This is a genomic window from Massilia sp. CCM 8734 (assembly GCF_011682155.1).
In the GTDB taxonomy this organism is placed as follows: Bacteria; Pseudomonadota; Gammaproteobacteria; order Burkholderiales; family Burkholderiaceae_D; genus Telluria_A; species Telluria_A rubra.
In genome coordinates, this window is sequence record NZ_WHJI01000026.1 from 19,905 (window position 1) to 38,170 (window position 18,266).

Here is an 18,266-nt window from a genome sequence, read left to right on the forward strand (position 1 = left end):
CATGCTGCTCTGGCTCGCACAAATGTTCCAGGACGAACTCGGTCCTCTGCGAATCTTCAACTTCATCACCTTCCGCGCGGTGTTCGCCACCATCACGGCGGTGCTGATCGGCCTGGTCGCCGGTCCGGCCGTGATCCGCAAACTGACGTCGCTCAAAGTCGGCCAGGCAGTGCGCCCGGACGGTCCGCAGACGCACCTCAAAAAACACGGCACGCCAACCATGGGCGGTGTGCTGATCCTGATCGCCATCGGCGTCTCGACCCTGCTGTGGTGCGACCTGTCGAACCGCCTGGTGTGGCCGGTGCTGGTGGTGACCCTCGGTTTTGGCGCCATCGGCTGGGCCGACGACTACCGCAAGGTGGTCTACCAGGACCCGGAAGGCATGCGCTCGGGCGAAAAATACTTCTGGATGTCGCTGATCGGCATCGCCGCCTCGCTGTACCTGGCGTTCTCGGTGTCGGCGCCGACCCCCGGCAAAGTGTGGGACCTGTTCTACGCCTGGGTGCAGTCTGGCTTTTCGCTCGACCTGCCGCCCAAGGCCGACTTGATCGTGCCGTTCGTGAAAACCGTCAGCTATCCGCTCGGCGTGTGGGGCTTCATCGCGCTGACCTACTGCGTCATCGTCGGCACCAGCAACGCGGTCAACTTCACCGACGGCCTCGATGGCCTGGCGATCATGCCGACCGTGATGGTCGGCTCGGCCCTGGGCCTGTTCGCCTACCTGACCGGCAGCGCCACGTACTCCAAATACCTGTTCATCCCGCACATTCCCGGCGCGGGCGAACTGTTGATTTTCTGCGGCGCGATGGCCGGCGCGGGCCTGGCCTTCCTTTGGTATAACGCGCATCCGGCCCAGATGTTCATGGGCGACGTCGGCGCGCTGGCGCTCGGCGGCGCGCTCGGCACTATTGCCGTCATCGTGCGCCAGGAAATCGTCCTGTTCATCATGGGCGGCGTGTTCGTGGCCGAAACGGTCTCGGTGATCATCCAGGTCAGCTGGTTCAAGTACACCAAGAAGCGTTACGGCACCGGGCGCCGCGTGTTCCTGATGGCGCCTTTGCACCATCACTTCGAACAAAAAGGCTGGAAAGAGACCCAGGTCGTCGTGCGTTTCTGGATCATCACGATGATGCTGGTGCTGGTCGGCCTGTCCACCCTGAAGCTGCGCTGATGAACCACCTCGAACTCTACGCCGGCAAACACGCCCTGGTCCTCGGACTGGGCGAGTCGGGTCTCGCCATGGCGCAGTGGCTGGCGCGCTGCGGTGCGCGCGTGCGCGTGGCCGACACGCGCGAAGCGCCGCAACGCCTGCAAGCGCTCAAAGACGCGGTTCCGGCGGCCGAATTCATCGGCGGTGAGCTGCTCGAAGCGCTGCTCGACACGATCGATTTCGTGGCCGTCAGCCCGGGTCTCGCGCCCGAACGCGAACTGGCTGCCATCATGCCGGCGGCCGCCGCGCGCGCCATTCCGGTCTGGGGCGAGATCGAACTGTTCGCCCAGGCCCTGGCCGCGTTGAAAGATGAACGCGCGTATGTGCCGAAAGTCATCGCCATTACCGGCACCAACGGCAAGACCACCGTCACCAGCCTGACCGGTTTGCTGTGCCAGCGCGCCGGCCTGTCGACCCGCGTGGCCGGCAATATCAGCCCGGCGGCGCTCGACGTGCTGCGCGAAGTGCTGGACCAGGACTGTTTGCCGCAAGCGTGGATTCTCGAGTTGTCGAGCTTCCAGTTGCATTCGACCTTCAGCCTGAACGCCGATGCCGCCACGGTGCTGAACCTCACCCAGGACCACCTCGACTGGCACGGTAACATGGACGCCTACGGCGTTGATAAGGCGCGCATCTTCGGCCCGTCGACGGTGCGCGTGCTCAATCGCGACGACCCGCTGGTCGCGCGCATGGGTGCACAAGGCAGCGTGGTGCGCACCTTCGGCACGGGCGAGCCGCAGGAAGCCGACAGCTTCGGCCTGCACAACGAACGCGGCGTGCTGTGGCTGACCGTGGCGGTGGCCGGCGAAGAGAGCGAGAAAAAGCGCAAGAAAAACGATCCGGTCGAAGTGGTGCCGTGCACGATCAGCCGCCTGATGCCGGCCGACGCCCTGCGCATCCGCGGCCTGCACAACGCCGCCAACGCGCTGGCCGCGCTGGCCCTGTGCCGCGCCATCGGCCTGCCATTCGCGCCGTTGCTGCACGGCCTGCGCGACTACCAGGGCGAACCGCACCGGGTCGAACTGGTGGCCGCCATCGACGCCGTCGACTACTACGACGACAGCAAAGGCACCAACGTCGGCGCCACGGTGGCCGCCCTGACTGGTTTGGGCAAGGCCTTCGGCGGCGAAGCGCAAAAGATCGTGCTGATCGCCGGCGGCGACGGCAAGGGCCAGCAGTTCGAGCCGCTGGCCGAACCGTGCTCGCGCTACGTGCGCGTGGTGCTGCTGATCGGGCGCGACGCGCCGCTGCTGCGCGCGGCCATCGAGCCGTCCGGCGTCGATGTGATCGACTGCGAAACCCTGCCGGAAGCGGTGCGGCGCGCGTCCGCACTGGCGCAGCTTGGCGACGCGGTGCTGCTCTCGCCGGCCTGTGCCAGCTTCGACATGTTCACCGGTTACGGCCATCGGGCCCAGGTGTTCGTCGACGCGGTGCGCGAACTGGCGCTCGATAAAGGACAGGATCTCTGATGGCCTTCCAGTTTCCATTCAAATTCGCCGGCCCGGCTTCGGACGCATTGTCCGGGGACCGCACACGCCCGTCGAAAATGATGGAATACGACCAGTTGCTGGTCTGGGTCACCGTGCTGCTGATGCTGTTCGGGATGGTGATGGTGTACTCGGCTTCGATCGCGTTGCCCGATTCGCCCAAATACGCCAACTACAAGACCACCTATTTCGTTCAGCGCCAGGCCATCTTCATCATGGTCTCGATGCTGTTCGGCTTCTTTGTGTTCCGCGTGCCGGTGGCGATCTGGCAGCGCTACGCCTCGGTCATGTTCGTCGGCAGCCTGGCGCTGCTGGCATTGGTGCTGGTGCCGCACGTGGGCTTTTCGGTCAACGGCGCGCAGCGCTGGCTGGACCTCAAATTCTTCAAGCTGCAGCCGTCCGAAGTGATGAAGATCGCGGCCGTGCTGTACGCCGCCGACTACACGGTGCGCAAGCAGGAATACATGCACAAGCTGACCAAGGGCTTCCTGCCGATGGCCGGTGCCATCGGCCTGGTTGGCCTGCTGCTGCTGCTCGAACCCGATCTGGGCGCGTTCGGCGTGATCGTCTGCATCGCCATGGGCATCTTGTTCCTGGGCGGGATCAACGCGGTCTGGTTCGGCGGCATCGGCGCGCTGCTGGTGACCATTTTCGGCGCCATCATCTTCTTTTCGCCGTTCCGGCGCGCGCGCATGTTCGCTTACCTGAACCCCTGGGAAGAGGGCAATTCGCTCGACAAAGCCTATCAGCTGACCCATTCGCTGATCGCCTTCGGGCGCGGCGAATGGTTCGGGGTGGGCCTGGGCGCCAGCGTCGAAAAACTGCACTACCTGCCCGAAGCGCACACCGACTTCCTGATGGCGGTCATCGGCGAAGAACTGGGCCTGGCCGGCGTGGTGGTCGTCATCGCCATGTTCTACTGGCTGGTCAAGCGCGCCTTCGATATCGGGCGCCAGGCCATCGCCATCGACCAGACCTTCGCCGGCCTTGCGGCCAAGGGCATCGGCATCTGGATCGGCGTGCAGACCTTTATCAACATGGGTGTAAACCTGGGCCTGCTGCCGACCAAGGGACTGACCCTGCCGCTGATGAGTTACGGCGGCTCGGGCGTATTGATCAACTGTGTGGGATTGGCGATTTTGCTGCGTATCGATTATGAGAACCGTGTGTTGATGAGGGGTGGACGGCCATGAAGCGTTTGATGATCATGGCGGCCGGCACCGGCGGGCATATCTTCCCGGGGATCGCGATCGCGCAGACCATGCGCCAGCGCGGCTGGGAAGTGAGCTGGCTGGGAACTTCGCACGGCATGGAACAGGAGCTCGTGCCCAAAAACGGCATCGCCATCGACAGCATCGATTTTTCGGGCATGCGCGGCAAGGGGCTGAAACACAGCGTGACCGGGGCCTTCAAGATGGCCGCCAGTTTCGTGGCCTGCCGCCGCTTCATCAGGCAGCGCAAGCCGGACGTGGTGCTTGGCATGGGCGGCTACGTGTGCGTCCCCGGCGGCATGATGGCGCGCGCCGCCGGCGTGCCGCTGGCGCTGGTCAATGCCGACGCCGCGCTGCTGTTGTCGAACAAGACGCTCGCGCCCCTGGCGAAAAAAGTGATGTTCGGCTTTCCCGCCGATTTCGGCAGCGCCGCCGCCAAGGCCATCGTCACCGGCAACCCGGTGCGCAAGGAAATCCTGGCCATGACGGCGCCGCTGCAGCGCTTCGACGGCCGCAGCGGGCCTTTGCGCGTGCTGGTCGTCGGCGGCAGCCTGGGAGCGAAAGTATTGAACGACAGCGTACCGGCCGCACTGGCGCTGCTGCCGGAAGGCCAGCGTCCGCACGTGACGCACCAGTCGGGCAAGAAGAATATCGATGCGCTGCGCGAGGCCTATGCCAAAGCCGGCGTGACGGCCGACGTGGTCGACTTCATCGACGACATGGCCGGCGCTTATGCAACGGCCGACGTGGTGATCTGCCGCGCCGGCGCGATCACGGTGTCGGAACTGACGGCGGCGGGCGTGGCCAGCGTGCTGGTGCCGTTCGTGGCCAGCACTACCAGCCACCAGCGCGACAACGCGCAGTGGATGGACAAGCAAAAGGCGGCAATTCATTTGCCGCAAACAGAATTGAGCGCGCAGCGCGTGGTGCAGCTGCTGCAAGGCCTTAGCCGCGAGGCTTGCCGCGCCATGGCGGTCGCCGCACTGGCGGTTGGCAAGCGCAACGCCAATGAAGCAATCGCGGATGTACTCGAACAACTGGCAGGAACAGCAAACAGAACATGAAACATAAAATCAAGAACATTCACTTCGTCGGCATCGGCGGCAGCGGCATGAGCGGCATTGCAGAAGTGCTGCTCAATCTCGGCTACAGCGTCTCCGGTTCGGACCTGGGCACCAACGTGGCCAGCCAGCGTTTGGCCAGCCTGGGCGCGCAGGTGATGCTCGGCCACGCGGCCGATAATATCCTCGGCGCCGACGTGGTCGTGACCTCGACCGCCGTCAAGGACGACAATCCGGAGGTGGTGGCGGCGCGCGCAGCGCAGATTCCCATTGTGCCGCGCGCGATTATGCTCGGTGAATTGATGCGCTTAAAGCGCGGCATCGCCATTGCCGGCACCCACGGCAAGACCACCACCACCAGCCTGGTGGCCTCCGTATTGGCCCAGGGCGGGCTCGATCCGACCTTTGTGATCGGTGGCCGCTTGAACAGCGCCGGCGCCAACGCCAAGCTGGGCACCGGCGAATACATCGTGGCCGAAGCCGACGAATCGGACGCCTCGTTCCTGAACCTGACGCCGATGATCGAAGTGATCACCAACATCGACGCCGATCACATGGAAACCTACGAGCACGATTTCGAAAAGCTCAAGCAGGCCTTCGTGCACTTCACCCACCGCCTGCCGTTCTACGGGCGCGTGATGCTGTGCATCGACGACCAGCACGTGCGCGACATCATCCCGTTCGTGACCAAGCCGATCACCACCTATGGCTTTTCCGAAGCGGCCCAGGTGCGCGCCATCAATGCCAGCGCCATCGGCCTGCAGATGCATTTCACGGTGGTCCAGGAAGGCTATCCGGATACACAGTTCATCCTCAACCAGCCCGGCATGCACAATGTGCAGAATGCCTGTTCGGCCATTGCGATCGCGCGCGAAATCGGGATCGACGACAGCGCGACCCAGCAGGGCCTGGCCGAGTTCCACGGCGTGGGCCGGCGCTTCACGCGTTACGGCGACATTGCCATTCCGGGCGGCGGCAGCTTTGCGCTGGTGGACGACTTCGGCCACCACCCGGTCGAGACGGAAGTGACCCTGGCAGCGGCGCGCGGGGCATACCCGGGCCGGCGCCTGGTGCTGGCCTTCCAGCCGCACCGCTATTCGCGCACGCGCGACCTGTTCGAAGATTTTGTGAAGGTGCTGGCCACGCCCGACGTGCTGCTGCTGTCCGAAGTCTACGCCGCCGGCGAGGCGCATGTGGTGGCCGCCGACGGCCGCGCGCTGGCGCACGCGCTGCGCGTGGGCGGGAAAATCGAGCCGATTTTTGTCGAGGCGATTGCCGACATGCCGGCTGCAATCATGAATGTGGTGCGCGACGGTGACGTTGTGATTACCATGGGCGCCGGCTCGATCAGCGGCATTCCGAATAAACTGGTTAATTCCGTGGAGGCTTGAGCATGAGTGGTTTTAATTCCGGCGACGCCGCCGCACTGGGCAAGGTCGGCGTGCTGTTCGGCGGCCGTTCGGCCGAACGCGATGTGTCGATCATGTCGGGCAACGGCGTGCACGCGGCGCTGCAAAGCAAGGGCATCGACGCCCATTTGTTCGATACCGGCGAGCGTAGCATCGCCGACCTTGCGGCCGAAGAATTCGACCGCGTGTTCATCGCGCTGCACGGCCGCTTCGGCGAAGACGGCAGCCTGCAGGGCGCGCTCGAGCAGCTCGGTATTGCCTACACCGGCAGCGGCGTGATGGCGTGCGCGATCGGCATGGACAAGATCTACACCAAGATGATCTGGCTGATGCGCGGCCTGCCGACGCCGCGATACGCGTCGCTCGACGCCAGCACCGACCTGGCGCAGGTGGTTGCCCAGCTTGGCCTGCCGCTGATCGTCAAGCCGCCGCACGAAGGCTCGAGCATGGGCATCACCAAGGTGCGCGCCGAGGGCGACCTGAAGGCGGCCTACGAGGTGGCGGCCGGTTTCGACGAGGTGGTGCTGGCCGAGGAATTCGTCACGGGGCGCGAGCTGACGGTGGCGGTGCTCGGTCGCGGCGCGCATGCGCGCGCGCTGCCGATCGTCGAAATCGTGGCGCCGGACGGTAATTACGATTACCAGAACAAGTACTTCACCGACGATACCAAGTATTTTTGCCCGGCCGTGCTGGACGAAGCGACCAGCGCGGAAGTGTCGCGACTGGCGGTGGAAGCCTACCGCGCCGTCGATTGCGAAGGCTGGGGCAGGGTCGATGTGCTGCTGCGCGCCAGCGACAACAAGCCGTTCCTGATCGAGGTCAATACCTCGCCGGGCATGACCAGTCACTCGCTGGTGCCGATGGCGGCGCGCGCGCTGGGCATCAGCTATGAAGACCTGTGTGTCGAGATTGTTCGTTCGGCACGCTTGAAAATGGCCCAGGGCCAGGGTTAATACAGTAATGTGGCATGACGTACGCTCTTTGAACGCAACCGCGAGCGGCTTGATGGCCGCCGTGGTGATCGCCTGCCTGGCGTCGGGTGTGTGGTGGCTGTCGCAGCTGCCCATGTTCACCCTGCGCACGGTGCGGGTCGACAGCGTGCACGCGATCGGGCTGCAGCACGTAAACAAGCTCACTTTGCGCGCCGGCGTGGTGGGCCGCATCAAGGGGAATTTTTTCACGACCAACCTGGAACAGGTACGCACCGCCTTCGAAGCGGTGCCCTGGGTCAGGCGGGCCACGGTGCGGCGCGAGTGGCCGGATCAACTGATTGTGGAAGTCGAGGAGCACGAAGCGCTCGGCACCTGGGGCGAGGATGGGCGCCTGTTGTCGGTCAAGGGCGATGTATTTACCGCCAACCTGGCCGAGGCGGACGAGGACCATCCGCTGCCGGCGCTGGACGGGCCGGAAGGCAGCGAGAAGGAAGTGCTGGCGCGGTTCATTGAGTTGCGTGCGATGTTTGCGCCGATCGCGCTGGTGCCGGAAAAGCTGGACCTGTCGAACCGCTACGCATGGACCGTGAAACTCGATAACGGCATGAGCGTGGCGCTGGGACGGGAGCAGGACAAGACGACATTCAAGCAGCGGGTGCAACGGCTGGTGGGGATTTATCCGCAACTGGCCAACCGTCTGCAGGATGGCATAGATACGATCGACATGCGCTATCAGAACGGCCTGGCGCTATCCGCCGCCGCGCTGGTACTGCCCGACGATCCGCACAAGCCTGTGAAGGCGGCGGCAAAAAAAGCAGTAAAACCGAACAGCAGATCAACCAGCAGCAAAATCAAGCAAAGACAGTAGGCGACAGCACATGACAAAAGACGCGAAAAACCTGATCGTCGGCCTCGATATCGGTACCTCGAAAGTGGTGGCCGTGGTGGCCGAGGTGATGTCCGACGGGCGCCACGAGGTGATCGGACTGGGTCAGCACGAGTCGCGCGGACTGAAAAAAGGGGTGGTCGTCAATATCGAGGCGACCGTCGAATCGATCCAGCGTGCGCTCGAAGAAGCCGAGCTGATGGCCGACTGCAAGATCCGCAATGTCTACGCGGGCATCGCCGGCAGCCATATCCGCTCGTTCAATTCGAGCGGCATGGTCGCGATCAAGGACAAGGAAGTGACGGCCACCGACGTGGCGCGCGTGATCGAAACGGCCAAGGCGGTCAACATCCCGACCGACCAGCAGTTGCTGCACACGGTGCCGCAGGAATTCATCGTCGACAGCCAGGAAGACGTGCGCGAACCGATCGGCATGAGCGGCATTCGCCTGGAAGTGCGGGTGCATATTGTCACCGGTGCGGTGTCGGCGGTACAAAACATTGTAAAGTGCGTTCGCCGCTGCGGCCTTGAAGTGTCGGACCTGATTTTGCAGCCGATGGCCTCGGCCGATGCGGTGCTCACGCTCGACGAAAAGGAACTGGGCGTGGTGCTGATCGACATCGGCGGCGGCACCACCGACATTGCGGTGTTTTCCGACGGCGCGATCCGGCATACGGCGGTCATTCCGATCGCCGGCGACCAGATCACCAACGACATCGCGATGGCGCTGCGCACCCCGACTTCCGAAGCCGAAGAGATCAAGATCCGCTACGGCGTGGCCAAGCAGGTGCTGGCCGATCCGCACGAATCGCTCGAAGTGCCGGGGCTGGGCGACCGTGGTCCGCGCAACCTGTCGCGCCAGGCGCTGGCGGCGGTGATCGAGCCGAGGGTCGAAGAATTGTTCGCGATGGTGCACCAGGTGGTGCGCGAGTCGGGTTACGAAGGCGTGCTCTCGTCGGGCATCGTGCTCACCGGCGGCACCGCGATCATGCCCGGCATGGTGGAGATGGCGGAAGATATTTTCCTCAAGCCGGCGCGCCTGGGCACGCCGGATTATCGCGGCCAGCTGGCCGACGTGGTGCGCAGTCCGCGCTACGCGACCGTGCTCGGGCTGCTGCTCGAAGCGAAGAAGCAGTATCTGCGCGGGCATATCGTGACGCGCCAGGATGGCTCGGTCAAAGCGGTCTGGCAGCGCATGAAAGAATGGTTTTTAGGGAATTTTTAGGTCGGCACGATTTGAAATACAACGCACACGGGTTCTTGTTATTTAACGGTTAACGCAGTTTTCAATCTCCAGGTTTCATACCACTATGAGTCCTGGCGCTTGGAAACCGCACTTTGATTAGGAGTTCATCATGGAGTTTGATATGGTCGATAACGCAGCACTAGGAACCGTCATCAAGGTCGTCGGCGTCGGCGGAGCAGGTGGCAATGCGGTTCAGCACATGATCAACAAGGGCGTGTCTGGCGTTGAGTTCATCGCGGCCAATACCGATTCGCAGGCGCTGGCCAAGTCCAGCGCGCACAACATCATCCAGATCGGCGAGTCGGGCCTGGGCGCCGGCATGAAGCCGACCGTCGGCCGCCAGCTGGCCGAAGAATCGCGCGCGCGCATCGAAGACGCGCTGCGCGGCGCGCACATGGTCTTTATCGCGGCCGGCATGGGCGGCGGCACCGGTACCGGCGCGGCTCCAATCGTGGCCGAAATCGCCAAGTCGCTCGGCGCATTGACGGTGGCCGTGGTCTCCAAGCCGTTTTCGTACGAAGGCCAGAAATGCATGGACGTGGCCGAGAGCGGGCTGGAAGAGCTGTCGCTGCACGTCGACTCCCTGATCATCATCCTCAATGAAAAACTGGAAGAGATCTACGAAGACGAATCGATGATCGAGTGGATGCGCCACGCCGATGATGTGCTCAACAACGCGGTGGCCGGTATCGCCGAGATCATCAACGTGCCGGGTCACATCAACGTCGACTTCAACGATGTCAAGACCATCATGGGCGAGCAGGGCAAGGCCATGATGGGCACCGCCACCGCCAGCGGCGTCGATCGCGCCCGCATCGCGGCCGAGCAGGCAGTCGCTTCGCCGCTGCTCGACGGGATCGACCTGTCGGGTGCGCGCGGGGTGCTGGTCAACGTCACCGCCAGCCGTGGTCTCAAGGGTAAAGAGATCAAGGAAGTCATGGCGGCCGTGCGCGCGTTTGCAGCGCCCGATGCATCGATTGCGCAAGGTATCGCGTACGACGACGAAATGGGCGACGACATCCGCGTGACCGTGGTGGCGACGGGCCTGGGCAAGGCCAAGAAGGCCATGCAGCTGGTCCAGCAGCCGATGCTGCGCACCGGTACCCACAACGGCCCGGCCATGTCGGCCGGCGGCGTGGGCGCGACCGTGGGCGTGTCGATGGGTTCCGGCTCGGCCAGCGGCCATGCCATGGAAGGCATGAAGCAGCCCGCCGTGTGGCGCCGCGAGCAGGCCTCCGAGCAGGTCCAGGCGATGCAGCGCAATGGCGTGGAAACCTACGACATTCCGGCCTTCCTGCGCAAGCAAGCCGACTAAGCCGGCCGCAGTGCTGGGTTGAAGAAGCCGGGAACTTTCCCGGCTTTTTTTATCGGTACGACGCCGCGCACGGGGAACTGTGCCGGATCGCAGCGCGCCCGCTGCCTGCAAGGTCGTCCAGGATCAGGCATACTAGCCGTCTTATCAACCCTACATTATGGAGCCTCGAATGACTATTAAAATCGGCGACCGCCTGCCGGAAGGCACCCTCTCTGAATTCGTCGAGACCGAAACCGAAGGCTGCTCGCTCGGCCCGAACACCTTCCAGGTAGCTGATCTGGTCAAGGGCAAGAAGATCGCGATCTTCGGCCTGCCGGGCGCCTACACCCCGACCTGCTCGGCACAGCACGTGCCGGGCTACGTCAAGCTGGCCGACGAACTCAAAGCCAAGGGCGTCGACGAAATCTGGTGCATCTCGGTCAATGACGCTTTCGTCATGGGCGCCTGGGGCCGCGACCAGAAAGCCACCGGCATCGTGCGCATGATGGCCGACGGTAACGCCGCCTACAGCAAGGCACTCGGCCTGGATGCCGACTTCTCCAAGTTCGGCATGGGCACGCGCTCGCAGCGTTACTCGCTGCTGGTGGAAGACGGCGTGGTCAAGCAGTTGAACGTGGAGCAGGGCGGCGCTTTTGAAGTGTCGAACGCCGAAACGCTGCTCAATCAAGTCGCTTAAACCCTACCTGTCACCCCTGTCGCACAAACGGCGCTGCGGCGCCGTTTTCTATATCGCCATGCATATTCAAACCGAAACGCCACGCCAGAGCGACGTCATCGCCATGCTCGAACGGCTGGACGCCTATTTTGCCGCTCTTTATCCGCCCGAGAGCAACCACCTGATGGATGTCGATTCGCTCTGCCAGAACGGCGTGGTGTTCCTGGTCGCGCGCGACGAGGAAGGCCGCGCGCTTGGCTGCGGCGCGTACGTCGACCGCGGCGGCTACGGCGAAGTCAAACGCATGTACGTCGAGCCGGCCAACCGTGGCCAGGGCGTGGGCGGCAAGCTGCTGGGCGAGATTGCGCGCCGCGCGGCGGCCGCCGGCCTGCCGGCGTTGATGCTCGAAGCGGGCATCAGCCAGCCGGAAGCCATCGGCCTGTATGAGCGCGACGGTTTTATCCGCTGTGCGCCGTTCGGCGACTATCAACCGGATCCGCTGAGCCTTTTCATGGTCAAGCGCCTGTGATGGCGCGCAGCGGCAATCTGCGCGCCATTTACGCGATGCTGATCGCGGTGGCCATGTTCTCGCTGATGGACACGGTGATGAAGCTGCTGTCGGCGCATTATCCGCCGCTGCAGGTGGCCGCCATGCGCGGCCTGTCGTCGCTGCCGCTGGTGCTCGCGTACGTGGGCTGGCGCGGCGCGTTCGCCAGCGCCTTGCAAGTGCGCTGGCCGCTGCACCTGCTGCGCGCGGGCCTGAGCATCACCATGCTTGGCCTGTTCGCCTTCGGCCTGCGCAATCTGTCGCTGGCCGAAGCGTATTCGATCTTCTTCATCGCGCCCGCCCTGATCACCGCCTTGTCGGTGGTGTTCTTGAAAGAGAGCGTGAACCTGGCGCGCTGGATCGCCATTGCGGTCGGCCTGGGCGGGGTGCTGGTGGTGCTGCGCCCGAGCGGGACCGGCATGCTGACCCTGGGCGGACTGGCGGTGCTGGGCGCGGCGCTGTGCTACGCGGTGTCGGCCATTACCACCCGCATCGTCGGGCGCACCGACCGCTCCGAACACATGGTGCTGTGGCTGATGGTGTTCCTGGCCATCGGCGCCACTGCCCTGGCCGCGCCCAACTGGGTGGCGGTGCGCAGCGCCGATGTGTGGCTGTTGTGCGGCCTGTCGCTGACCGGCTTCCTGGGGCAACTGGCGGTGACCGAAGCGTTCAATTCCGGCGAAGCGTCGCGCGTGGCGCCGTTCGAGTATTCGGGGCTGGCCTGGGGCGTGGGGCTGGACTGGATCCTGTGGCGCACCCTGCCCGACCAGTACACCCTGATCGGCGCGGCCATCATCATCGGCAGCGGCATCTACCTGGTGCGGCACGAGCGCGCGCACGCCCAGGCCGAGCATCCGTAGCTACCCGGCAGCGCCTGCCCATCAAGTTCGCTATAATCGCCGGATGTTAAAACAAAGAACCGTCAAACAACTGGTGCGCACCGTCGGCGTGGGGCTGCACTCCGGGACCAAGGTCGAGTTGACCCTGCGCCCGGCCGACATCGACACCGGCATCGTGTTTCGCCGCGTCGACCTGAACCCGGTGGTGGAGTTTCCGGCCAGCGCCGGCGTGGTGGGCGATACGCGCATGGCGTCGGTGCTGGTCAAGGATGACGCGCGCGTGTCCACGGTGGAGCACCTGATGTCGGCCTGCGCCGGGCTCGGGATCGACAACCTGTATGTGGACGTGTCGGCCGAAGAAATTCCGATCATGGACGGCTCGGCCTCGTCGTTTGTCTTTTTGCTGCAACAGGCGGGCGTGCAGGAGCAGGGCGCGGCGAAAAAATTCATCCGTGTGCTGAAAGACGTGGAAGTGCGCCAGGGTAGCGGCGCCAATGAAAAATGGGCGCGCCTGACCCCGTACGACGGTTTCAGGCTCGATTTTTTCATCGAATTCAATCATCCGGCGGTCGACGGCACGACCCAGCGCGCCTTCGTCGACTTTGGCGAGGTGTCGTATGTACACGACGTGGCGCGCGCGCGCACCTTCGGTTTCATGCAGGACGTCGAAAGCCTGCGCGGCATGGGCCTGGCGCGTGGCGGCTCGTTAGAGAACGCGATCGTGATGGACGAGTACCGCATCCTCAATTCGGATGGCCTGCGCTACGACGACGAATTCGTGCGCCACAAGATACTCGACGCGATCGGCGACTTGTACCTGGTCGGGCACCCGCTGCTGGCGGGGTACGAGGCGCACAAGTCGGGCCATGCGCTCAACAATTTGCTGCTGCTGGAACTGCTCAAGCATCCGGACGCGTACGAGATCGTGGCGTTCGAAAAACCTGGCAGCGCCCCGGCCTCGTACGTGCGCCAGATGGCGCGCGAGTGGGCGCTTACCTAGCTTAAACCGTCGTCCCAGCGCGGATTCCGATCAGCGCTGGCGCGCCGCCATCGCCTTGACGGCGGCGATCAGGGTGGCGTTGGCCTTGGTTTTCGGCAGCGCGTCACCGAGCGCTTCGAACGCGGAGCGCGCCGTGCCGGGCAGGATCAGCTGGTGCGTGTGCACCACTTGGGCGATGCTGCGCGTGACCTGCACCTTCAGTTTGATGTCGTCAATATGCCAGCCGCGCTTTTGCAGCGCCCCTTGCAGCTTGGGCAGTTGCTGTTTGAGCTTGGCGGCGACGGCCGAACTGGGCGTGGCCAGCACCAGGCGCGCGTCTTCGAACGAGAGCACGTCGCAATTGCCGAACATCGGCGGCAGCGCTTTGGCGCAGTCGCTCTGCAGGCTGGCCATGCGCATCGCCGTCGGCAGCAGGGCCGCCATCTTGTCGTTACGCTTGAGAAAATCAGTGGCGACAATCGAAGTGCGGCGCGTCTTGGTTCCGTAGATATGCATAAGGCGCAACATATCACAGCGCGCGGCGTCCCGCTACCAGCGCGTCCCGGAGTCATTTTATTAACTTTGTTTTGCCCCTGCCCCTTGAGTTCCGGGCCAATATCCCCAAGTGTGGCCGTATCGCATGATAAAATCACAGTCTTTTTTGCATAGTCGGCCGTTGGGTGATATGTTTTTGCTATCATTGCGGCTTCTTTTTGCGGCGTTTTTTTCAAGAATTCAAGCATGTCATTACTGACCCAGATTTTCGGTAGCCGCAACCAGCGGCTGCTCAAGCAATATCAAAAAACCGTGCGCGAGATTAACGCGCTCGAGCCACAGATCGAAAAGCTGTCGGACGCTGAACTTCAAGCGAAGACGCCGCAGTTCCAGCAGCGCTTCGCCAAGGGCGAAACGCTCGACCAGCTGCTGCCGGAAGCGTTCGCGGTGTGCCGCGAAGCGGCCAAGCGGGTGCTCAAGATGCGCCACTTCGATGTGCAGATGATCGGCGGGATGGTCCTCCATTACGGCAAAATCGCCGAGATGGGCACCGGCGAGGGCAAGACGCTGATGGCGACCCTGCCGACCTACCTGAACGCGCTGTCCGGCAAGGGCGTGCACGTCATCACGGTCAACGATTACCTGGCCCAGCGCGATGCCGAGTGGATGGGACGCCTGTACGGCTGGCTGGGTCTCACGACCGGCATCAACCTGTCGCAGATGGATCACAGCGTCAAGCAAGCCGCTTACGCCTCCGACATCACCTACGGCACCAATAACGAATTCGGTTTCGACTACCTGCGCGACAATATGGTGTTCGAGGCCAGCGAGCGCGTTCAGCGCAGCCTCAATTTCGCGGTGGTCGATGAAGTCGACTCGATCCTGATCGATGAAGCGCGTACGCCGCTGATCATCTCGGGCCAGGCGGAAAACCACACCGAGCTGTATCACCAGATTAACTCGCTGCCGGCCATGCTGACCCTCCAGATCGGCGAAGAAACGCCGGACGGCAAGGGCGAAGTATCGGTCCCGGGCGACTATACCAAGGACGAAAAAGCGCACACGGTGCTGCTGACCGAACGCGGTCACGAGAACGCCGAGGCGATGCTGACCAAAATGGGCCTGCTGCCGGAAGGCGCCTCGCTCTACGACGCCGCCCACATCACCCTGATCCATCACCTGTACGCGGCCCTGCGCGCGCACGCGCTGTACCACAAGGACCAGCACTACGTGGTGCAGAACGATGAAGTGGTGATCGTCGACGAATTCACCGGTCGCCTGATGACAGGTCGGCGCTGGTCGGACGGCCTGCACCAGGCGGTCGAAGCGAAGGAAGGCGTGCGGATCCAGAACGAGAACCAGACCCTCGCTTCGATCACGTTCCAGAACTACTTCCGCATGTACGCCAAGCTGTCCGGCATGACCGGTACGGCCGATACGGAAGCGTACGAATTCCAGGAAATCTACGGTCTCGAAACCGTGGTCATTCCGCCGAACCGTCCGTCGCAGCGCAAGGACCGCCAGGATCAGGTGTACAAGTCCTCGGCCGAGAAATACAACGCGATGCTGATCGATATCCGCGATTGCTACGAGCGCGGGCAGCCGGTCCTGGTGGGCACCACCTCGATCGAAAACTCCGAGATGCTGTCGGGGATCCTCGACAAGGCCAAGCTGGCGCACAACGTCCTCAATGCGAAGCAGCATGCGCGCGAGGCCGAAATCATCGCCCAGGCGGGTCGTCCGAAGATGATCACCATCGCCACCAACATGGCCGGCCGTGGTACCGACATCGTTTTGGGCGGTAACGTCGAAAAGCAGATCCAGATCATCGAAGCCAATGCCGCGCTGACGGATGCCGACAAGGCGGCCCAGGCCGAAACGCTGCGCAGCGAGTGGAAGTCGCTCAACGAGCACGTGGTGACGGCCGGCGGCCTGCACATCATCGGCACCGAGCGTCACGAATCGCGCCGCGTCGACAACCAGTTGCGTGGTCGCTCCGGCCGCCAGGGCGATCCGGGTTCATCGCGCTTCTACCTGTCGCTCGATGATGCGCTGCTGCGCATTTTCGCGGGCGACCGCGTGCGCGCCATCATGGACCGCCTGAAGATGCCGGAAGGCGAACCGATTGAAGCGGGCATCGTCTCGCGTTCGATCGAATCGGCCCAGCGCAAGGTCGAAGCGCGCAACTTCGACATCCGCAAACAGCTGCTCGAATACGACGACGTGGCCAACGACCAGCGCAAGGTGATCTACACCCAGCGTAACGAATTGCTGGAAACGACCGACATCGCCGAACTGATTGCCTCGCTGCGCGCCGGCGTGTTCACCGATGTGGTGCATGCCTATGTGCCGGAAGAATCGGTCGAAGAGCAATGGGACATCGCCGGCCTGGAAGCGACCCTGGCCAACGAATGGCAGCTCAACGTGCCGCTGGCGCAAATGCTGGCCACCGATACCAGCATGACCGACGACGACATCCGCGAGCGCGTGCTGGCCGCGGCCGACGCCTCGTACGACAGCAAGATCGCGATTGTCGGCAAGGAGTCGTTCGGCGGCTTCGAGCGCAACGTCATGCTGCAAAGCGTGGACAGCCACTGGCGCGAGCACCTGGCGGCGCTGGACCACCTGCGCCAGGGTATCCACCTGCGCGGCTATGCGCAGAAGAACCCGAAGCAGGAGTACAAGCGCGAAGCGTTCGAGTTGTTCGGATCGATGCTCGACATGATCAAGAACGAAGTGATCCGCATGGTCATGACGGTACGGATCCAGTCGCGCGAAGAGATCGATGCGGCCGAAGCGGCAATGCACCAGTCGCACGTCGAAAACGTCAGCTACCAGCACGCGGACTTCAATCCGGACACGGCGCCGGAAGACTTGCTGGCGCCGGTCGGCGTGGTGGGCGAAGACGAGATGCTCGGACCGAAGGTCGGCCGCAACGACCCATGCCCTTGCGGCAGCGGCAAAAAGTACAAGGCATGCCACGGCAAGCTCGCATAAAGCGCCCGGCATGACCGACAGGGGAGGCGGAACGTGATGTTCTTCCTCCCCTTTTTTTATGGCTGCGGGCAATTCGGCGCGGCCGTATCGCCATTAGGTCCCCATTATTCCAGGAGAATTCCATGACTGTTCCGGTGAACCGCACCATGCTGGCGGCGCTGACGCTGCTCGTTGGCGGGATGGCGCTCGCCGCGCCGGCGATCGAACAAGTTTTGCCGCCGGCGGGCTTGTACCGGCTCGATTCGGCATCGACCAGCAGCCTGCCGGCGCCGGCGCCGGCCAACCGGGTCGATACGCGGGTCGATGGGGCCAGCGGCGACATCGTGCGGCGCGAACGGGTCGCCGGGGCTGACTCGGGCGAGAAGGTTTATGAAGGCAAGGGACCGGTAACGCATTGCATCCGGCCGCGCAGGATCTCGGATGCGCTGTATTCGTCGGCGGTGGCGCTGGCGTCCTGCCCTGACCAATCGAGCCAGGTGGGCGCGGATGGGGTGCTGGTGCATACGGCGAATTGTCCGGCGGCGGTGGTGACGCTGACCATCCGGCGCATCGACAAGGTGACGTGGGAATACGACACCGTCAGCGCCACCCGGGCCAGCGATCCGGCGGCCGACCTGGCGTGGATGCGCCCCGTGCTCGAACGCGAGGCGGCGCAGGGCAAGACACCGGAGGCGCGCGCCAGGGCGGCGCAGCAGTTGCTTGATTTGCCACGCTTGCAGCGCGAGCTGGCGGAAAAGCAGGTGGCGGTCAATGTGGCGTTTGCGAAAGCGCTGCGCAATGCGAAGACGCCCAACGAGGCAGAGGAGGTGCGCGCGGCGATGGCGCAGTCGGGCAAGTCGGTGGCGACCGATACGCGCCAGCGGGTGCGCTGGACGCGGATCGGAAATACCTGTGCGGCTGGCAGCGGCGGCTGAATCGGTGTAGCGGCGTCGCGCGGGCGCCACGTTTGCGCGATTGTGTACAGGCAATAAAAGAAGAGTTGATACTACGCAACAAT

The 18,266-nt window shown here is 63.7% G+C and carries 16 protein-coding genes; 15 read left to right on the top strand and 1 reads right to left on the bottom strand.

Features of this window, described 5'->3' with window-relative positions; all coding sequences use genetic code 11:
- Position 1: 1 nt before the first annotated feature.
- From mraY to lpxC, 13 genes are all read left to right on the top strand, one after another.
- Positions 2-1,171: a phospho-N-acetylmuramoyl-pentapeptide-transferase gene (gene mraY / locus F2P46_RS22045; RefSeq protein WP_166894164.1), complete on the top strand. Its 1,170-nt coding sequence runs from the start codon at positions 2-4 to the stop codon at positions 1,169-1,171.
- On the top strand, positions 1,171-2,679 hold the full coding sequence (murD, locus tag F2P46_RS22050; RefSeq protein ID WP_166894166.1) for a UDP-N-acetylmuramoyl-L-alanine--D-glutamate ligase: 1,509 nt from the start codon (positions 1,171-1,173) through the stop codon (positions 2,677-2,679). Before mraY ends, murD begins: the two co-directional genes overlap by 1 nt.
- A complete protein-coding gene (gene ftsW / locus F2P46_RS22055) occupies positions 2,679-3,890 on the top strand; it encodes a putative lipid II flippase FtsW (RefSeq protein WP_166894168.1) in 1,212 nt (403 codons plus the stop codon). Before murD ends, ftsW begins: the two co-directional genes overlap by 1 nt.
- Positions 3,887-4,972 (top strand): undecaprenyldiphospho-muramoylpentapeptide beta-N-acetylglucosaminyltransferase, encoded by a 1,086-nt coding sequence (murG, locus tag F2P46_RS22060; protein ID WP_166894170.1) that lies wholly within the window; start codon positions 3,887-3,889, stop codon positions 4,970-4,972. The genes ftsW and murG overlap by 4 nt, the downstream gene beginning before the upstream one ends.
- On the top strand, positions 4,969-6,360 hold the full coding sequence (gene murC, locus F2P46_RS22065) for a UDP-N-acetylmuramate--L-alanine ligase (RefSeq protein ID WP_166894172.1): 1,392 nt from the start codon (positions 4,969-4,971) through the stop codon (positions 6,358-6,360). The genes murG and murC overlap by 4 nt, the downstream gene beginning before the upstream one ends.
- A gap of 2 nt (positions 6,361-6,362) precedes the next feature.
- On the top strand, positions 6,363-7,331 hold the full coding sequence (locus F2P46_RS22070; protein ID WP_166894174.1) for a D-alanine--D-alanine ligase: 969 nt from the start codon (positions 6,363-6,365) through the stop codon (positions 7,329-7,331).
- 7 nt (positions 7,332-7,338) lie between these two features.
- Positions 7,339-8,178 carry a cell division protein FtsQ/DivIB gene (locus F2P46_RS22075; RefSeq protein WP_166894176.1) on the top strand — a complete coding sequence of 280 codons (840 nt, stop codon included), beginning with the start codon at positions 7,339-7,341 and terminating at the stop codon, positions 8,176-8,178.
- Between the two features lie 10 nt (positions 8,179-8,188).
- Entirely contained in the window at positions 8,189-9,421 is a 1,233-nt protein-coding gene (gene ftsA / locus F2P46_RS22080) for a cell division protein FtsA (protein ID WP_054266460.1), read from the top strand.
- A gap of 130 nt (positions 9,422-9,551) precedes the next feature.
- On the top strand, positions 9,552-10,757 hold the full coding sequence (ftsZ, locus tag F2P46_RS22085) for a cell division protein FtsZ (protein ID WP_166870608.1): 1,206 nt from the start codon (positions 9,552-9,554) through the stop codon (positions 10,755-10,757).
- 169 nt (positions 10,758-10,926) lie between these two features.
- Positions 10,927-11,433, top strand: a complete 507-nt coding sequence (locus tag F2P46_RS22090; RefSeq protein WP_166894179.1) for a peroxiredoxin — start codon at positions 10,927-10,929, stop codon at positions 11,431-11,433.
- A gap of 58 nt (positions 11,434-11,491) precedes the next feature.
- Complete coding sequence (locus F2P46_RS22095) at positions 11,492-11,941, top strand: GNAT family N-acetyltransferase (RefSeq protein ID WP_166894181.1); 450 nt, start codon at positions 11,492-11,494, stop codon at positions 11,939-11,941.
- A complete protein-coding gene (locus F2P46_RS22100) occupies positions 11,941-12,819 on the top strand; it encodes a DMT family transporter (protein WP_229509396.1) in 879 nt (292 codons plus the stop codon). Before F2P46_RS22095 ends, F2P46_RS22100 begins: the two co-directional genes overlap by 1 nt.
- Positions 12,820-12,862: 43 nt before the next feature.
- Positions 12,863-13,798 carry a UDP-3-O-acyl-N-acetylglucosamine deacetylase gene (lpxC, locus tag F2P46_RS22105; RefSeq protein ID WP_166894183.1) on the top strand — a complete coding sequence of 312 codons (936 nt, stop codon included), beginning with the start codon at positions 12,863-12,865 and terminating at the stop codon, positions 13,796-13,798.
- A gap of 30 nt (positions 13,799-13,828) precedes the next feature.
- Here the strand turns inward: lpxC and F2P46_RS22110 are convergent, their stop codons facing one another.
- Positions 13,829-14,293: a DciA family protein gene (locus F2P46_RS22110; RefSeq protein WP_166894185.1), complete on the bottom strand. Its 465-nt coding sequence runs from the start codon at positions 14,291-14,293 to the stop codon at positions 13,829-13,831.
- Positions 14,294-14,518: 225 nt separating this feature from the next.
- Here F2P46_RS22110 and secA point away from each other — a divergent pair, with 225 nt between their 5' ends.
- Positions 14,519-17,269 carry a preprotein translocase subunit SecA gene (secA, locus tag F2P46_RS22115; protein ID WP_166894187.1) on the top strand — a complete coding sequence of 917 codons (2,751 nt, stop codon included), beginning with the start codon at positions 14,519-14,521 and terminating at the stop codon, positions 17,267-17,269.
- Positions 17,270-17,391: 122 nt separating this feature from the next.
- Positions 17,392-18,183 (top strand): hypothetical protein, encoded by a 792-nt coding sequence (locus tag F2P46_RS22120; protein WP_166894189.1) that lies wholly within the window; start codon positions 17,392-17,394, stop codon positions 18,181-18,183.
- Positions 18,184-18,266 lie beyond the last annotated feature (83 nt).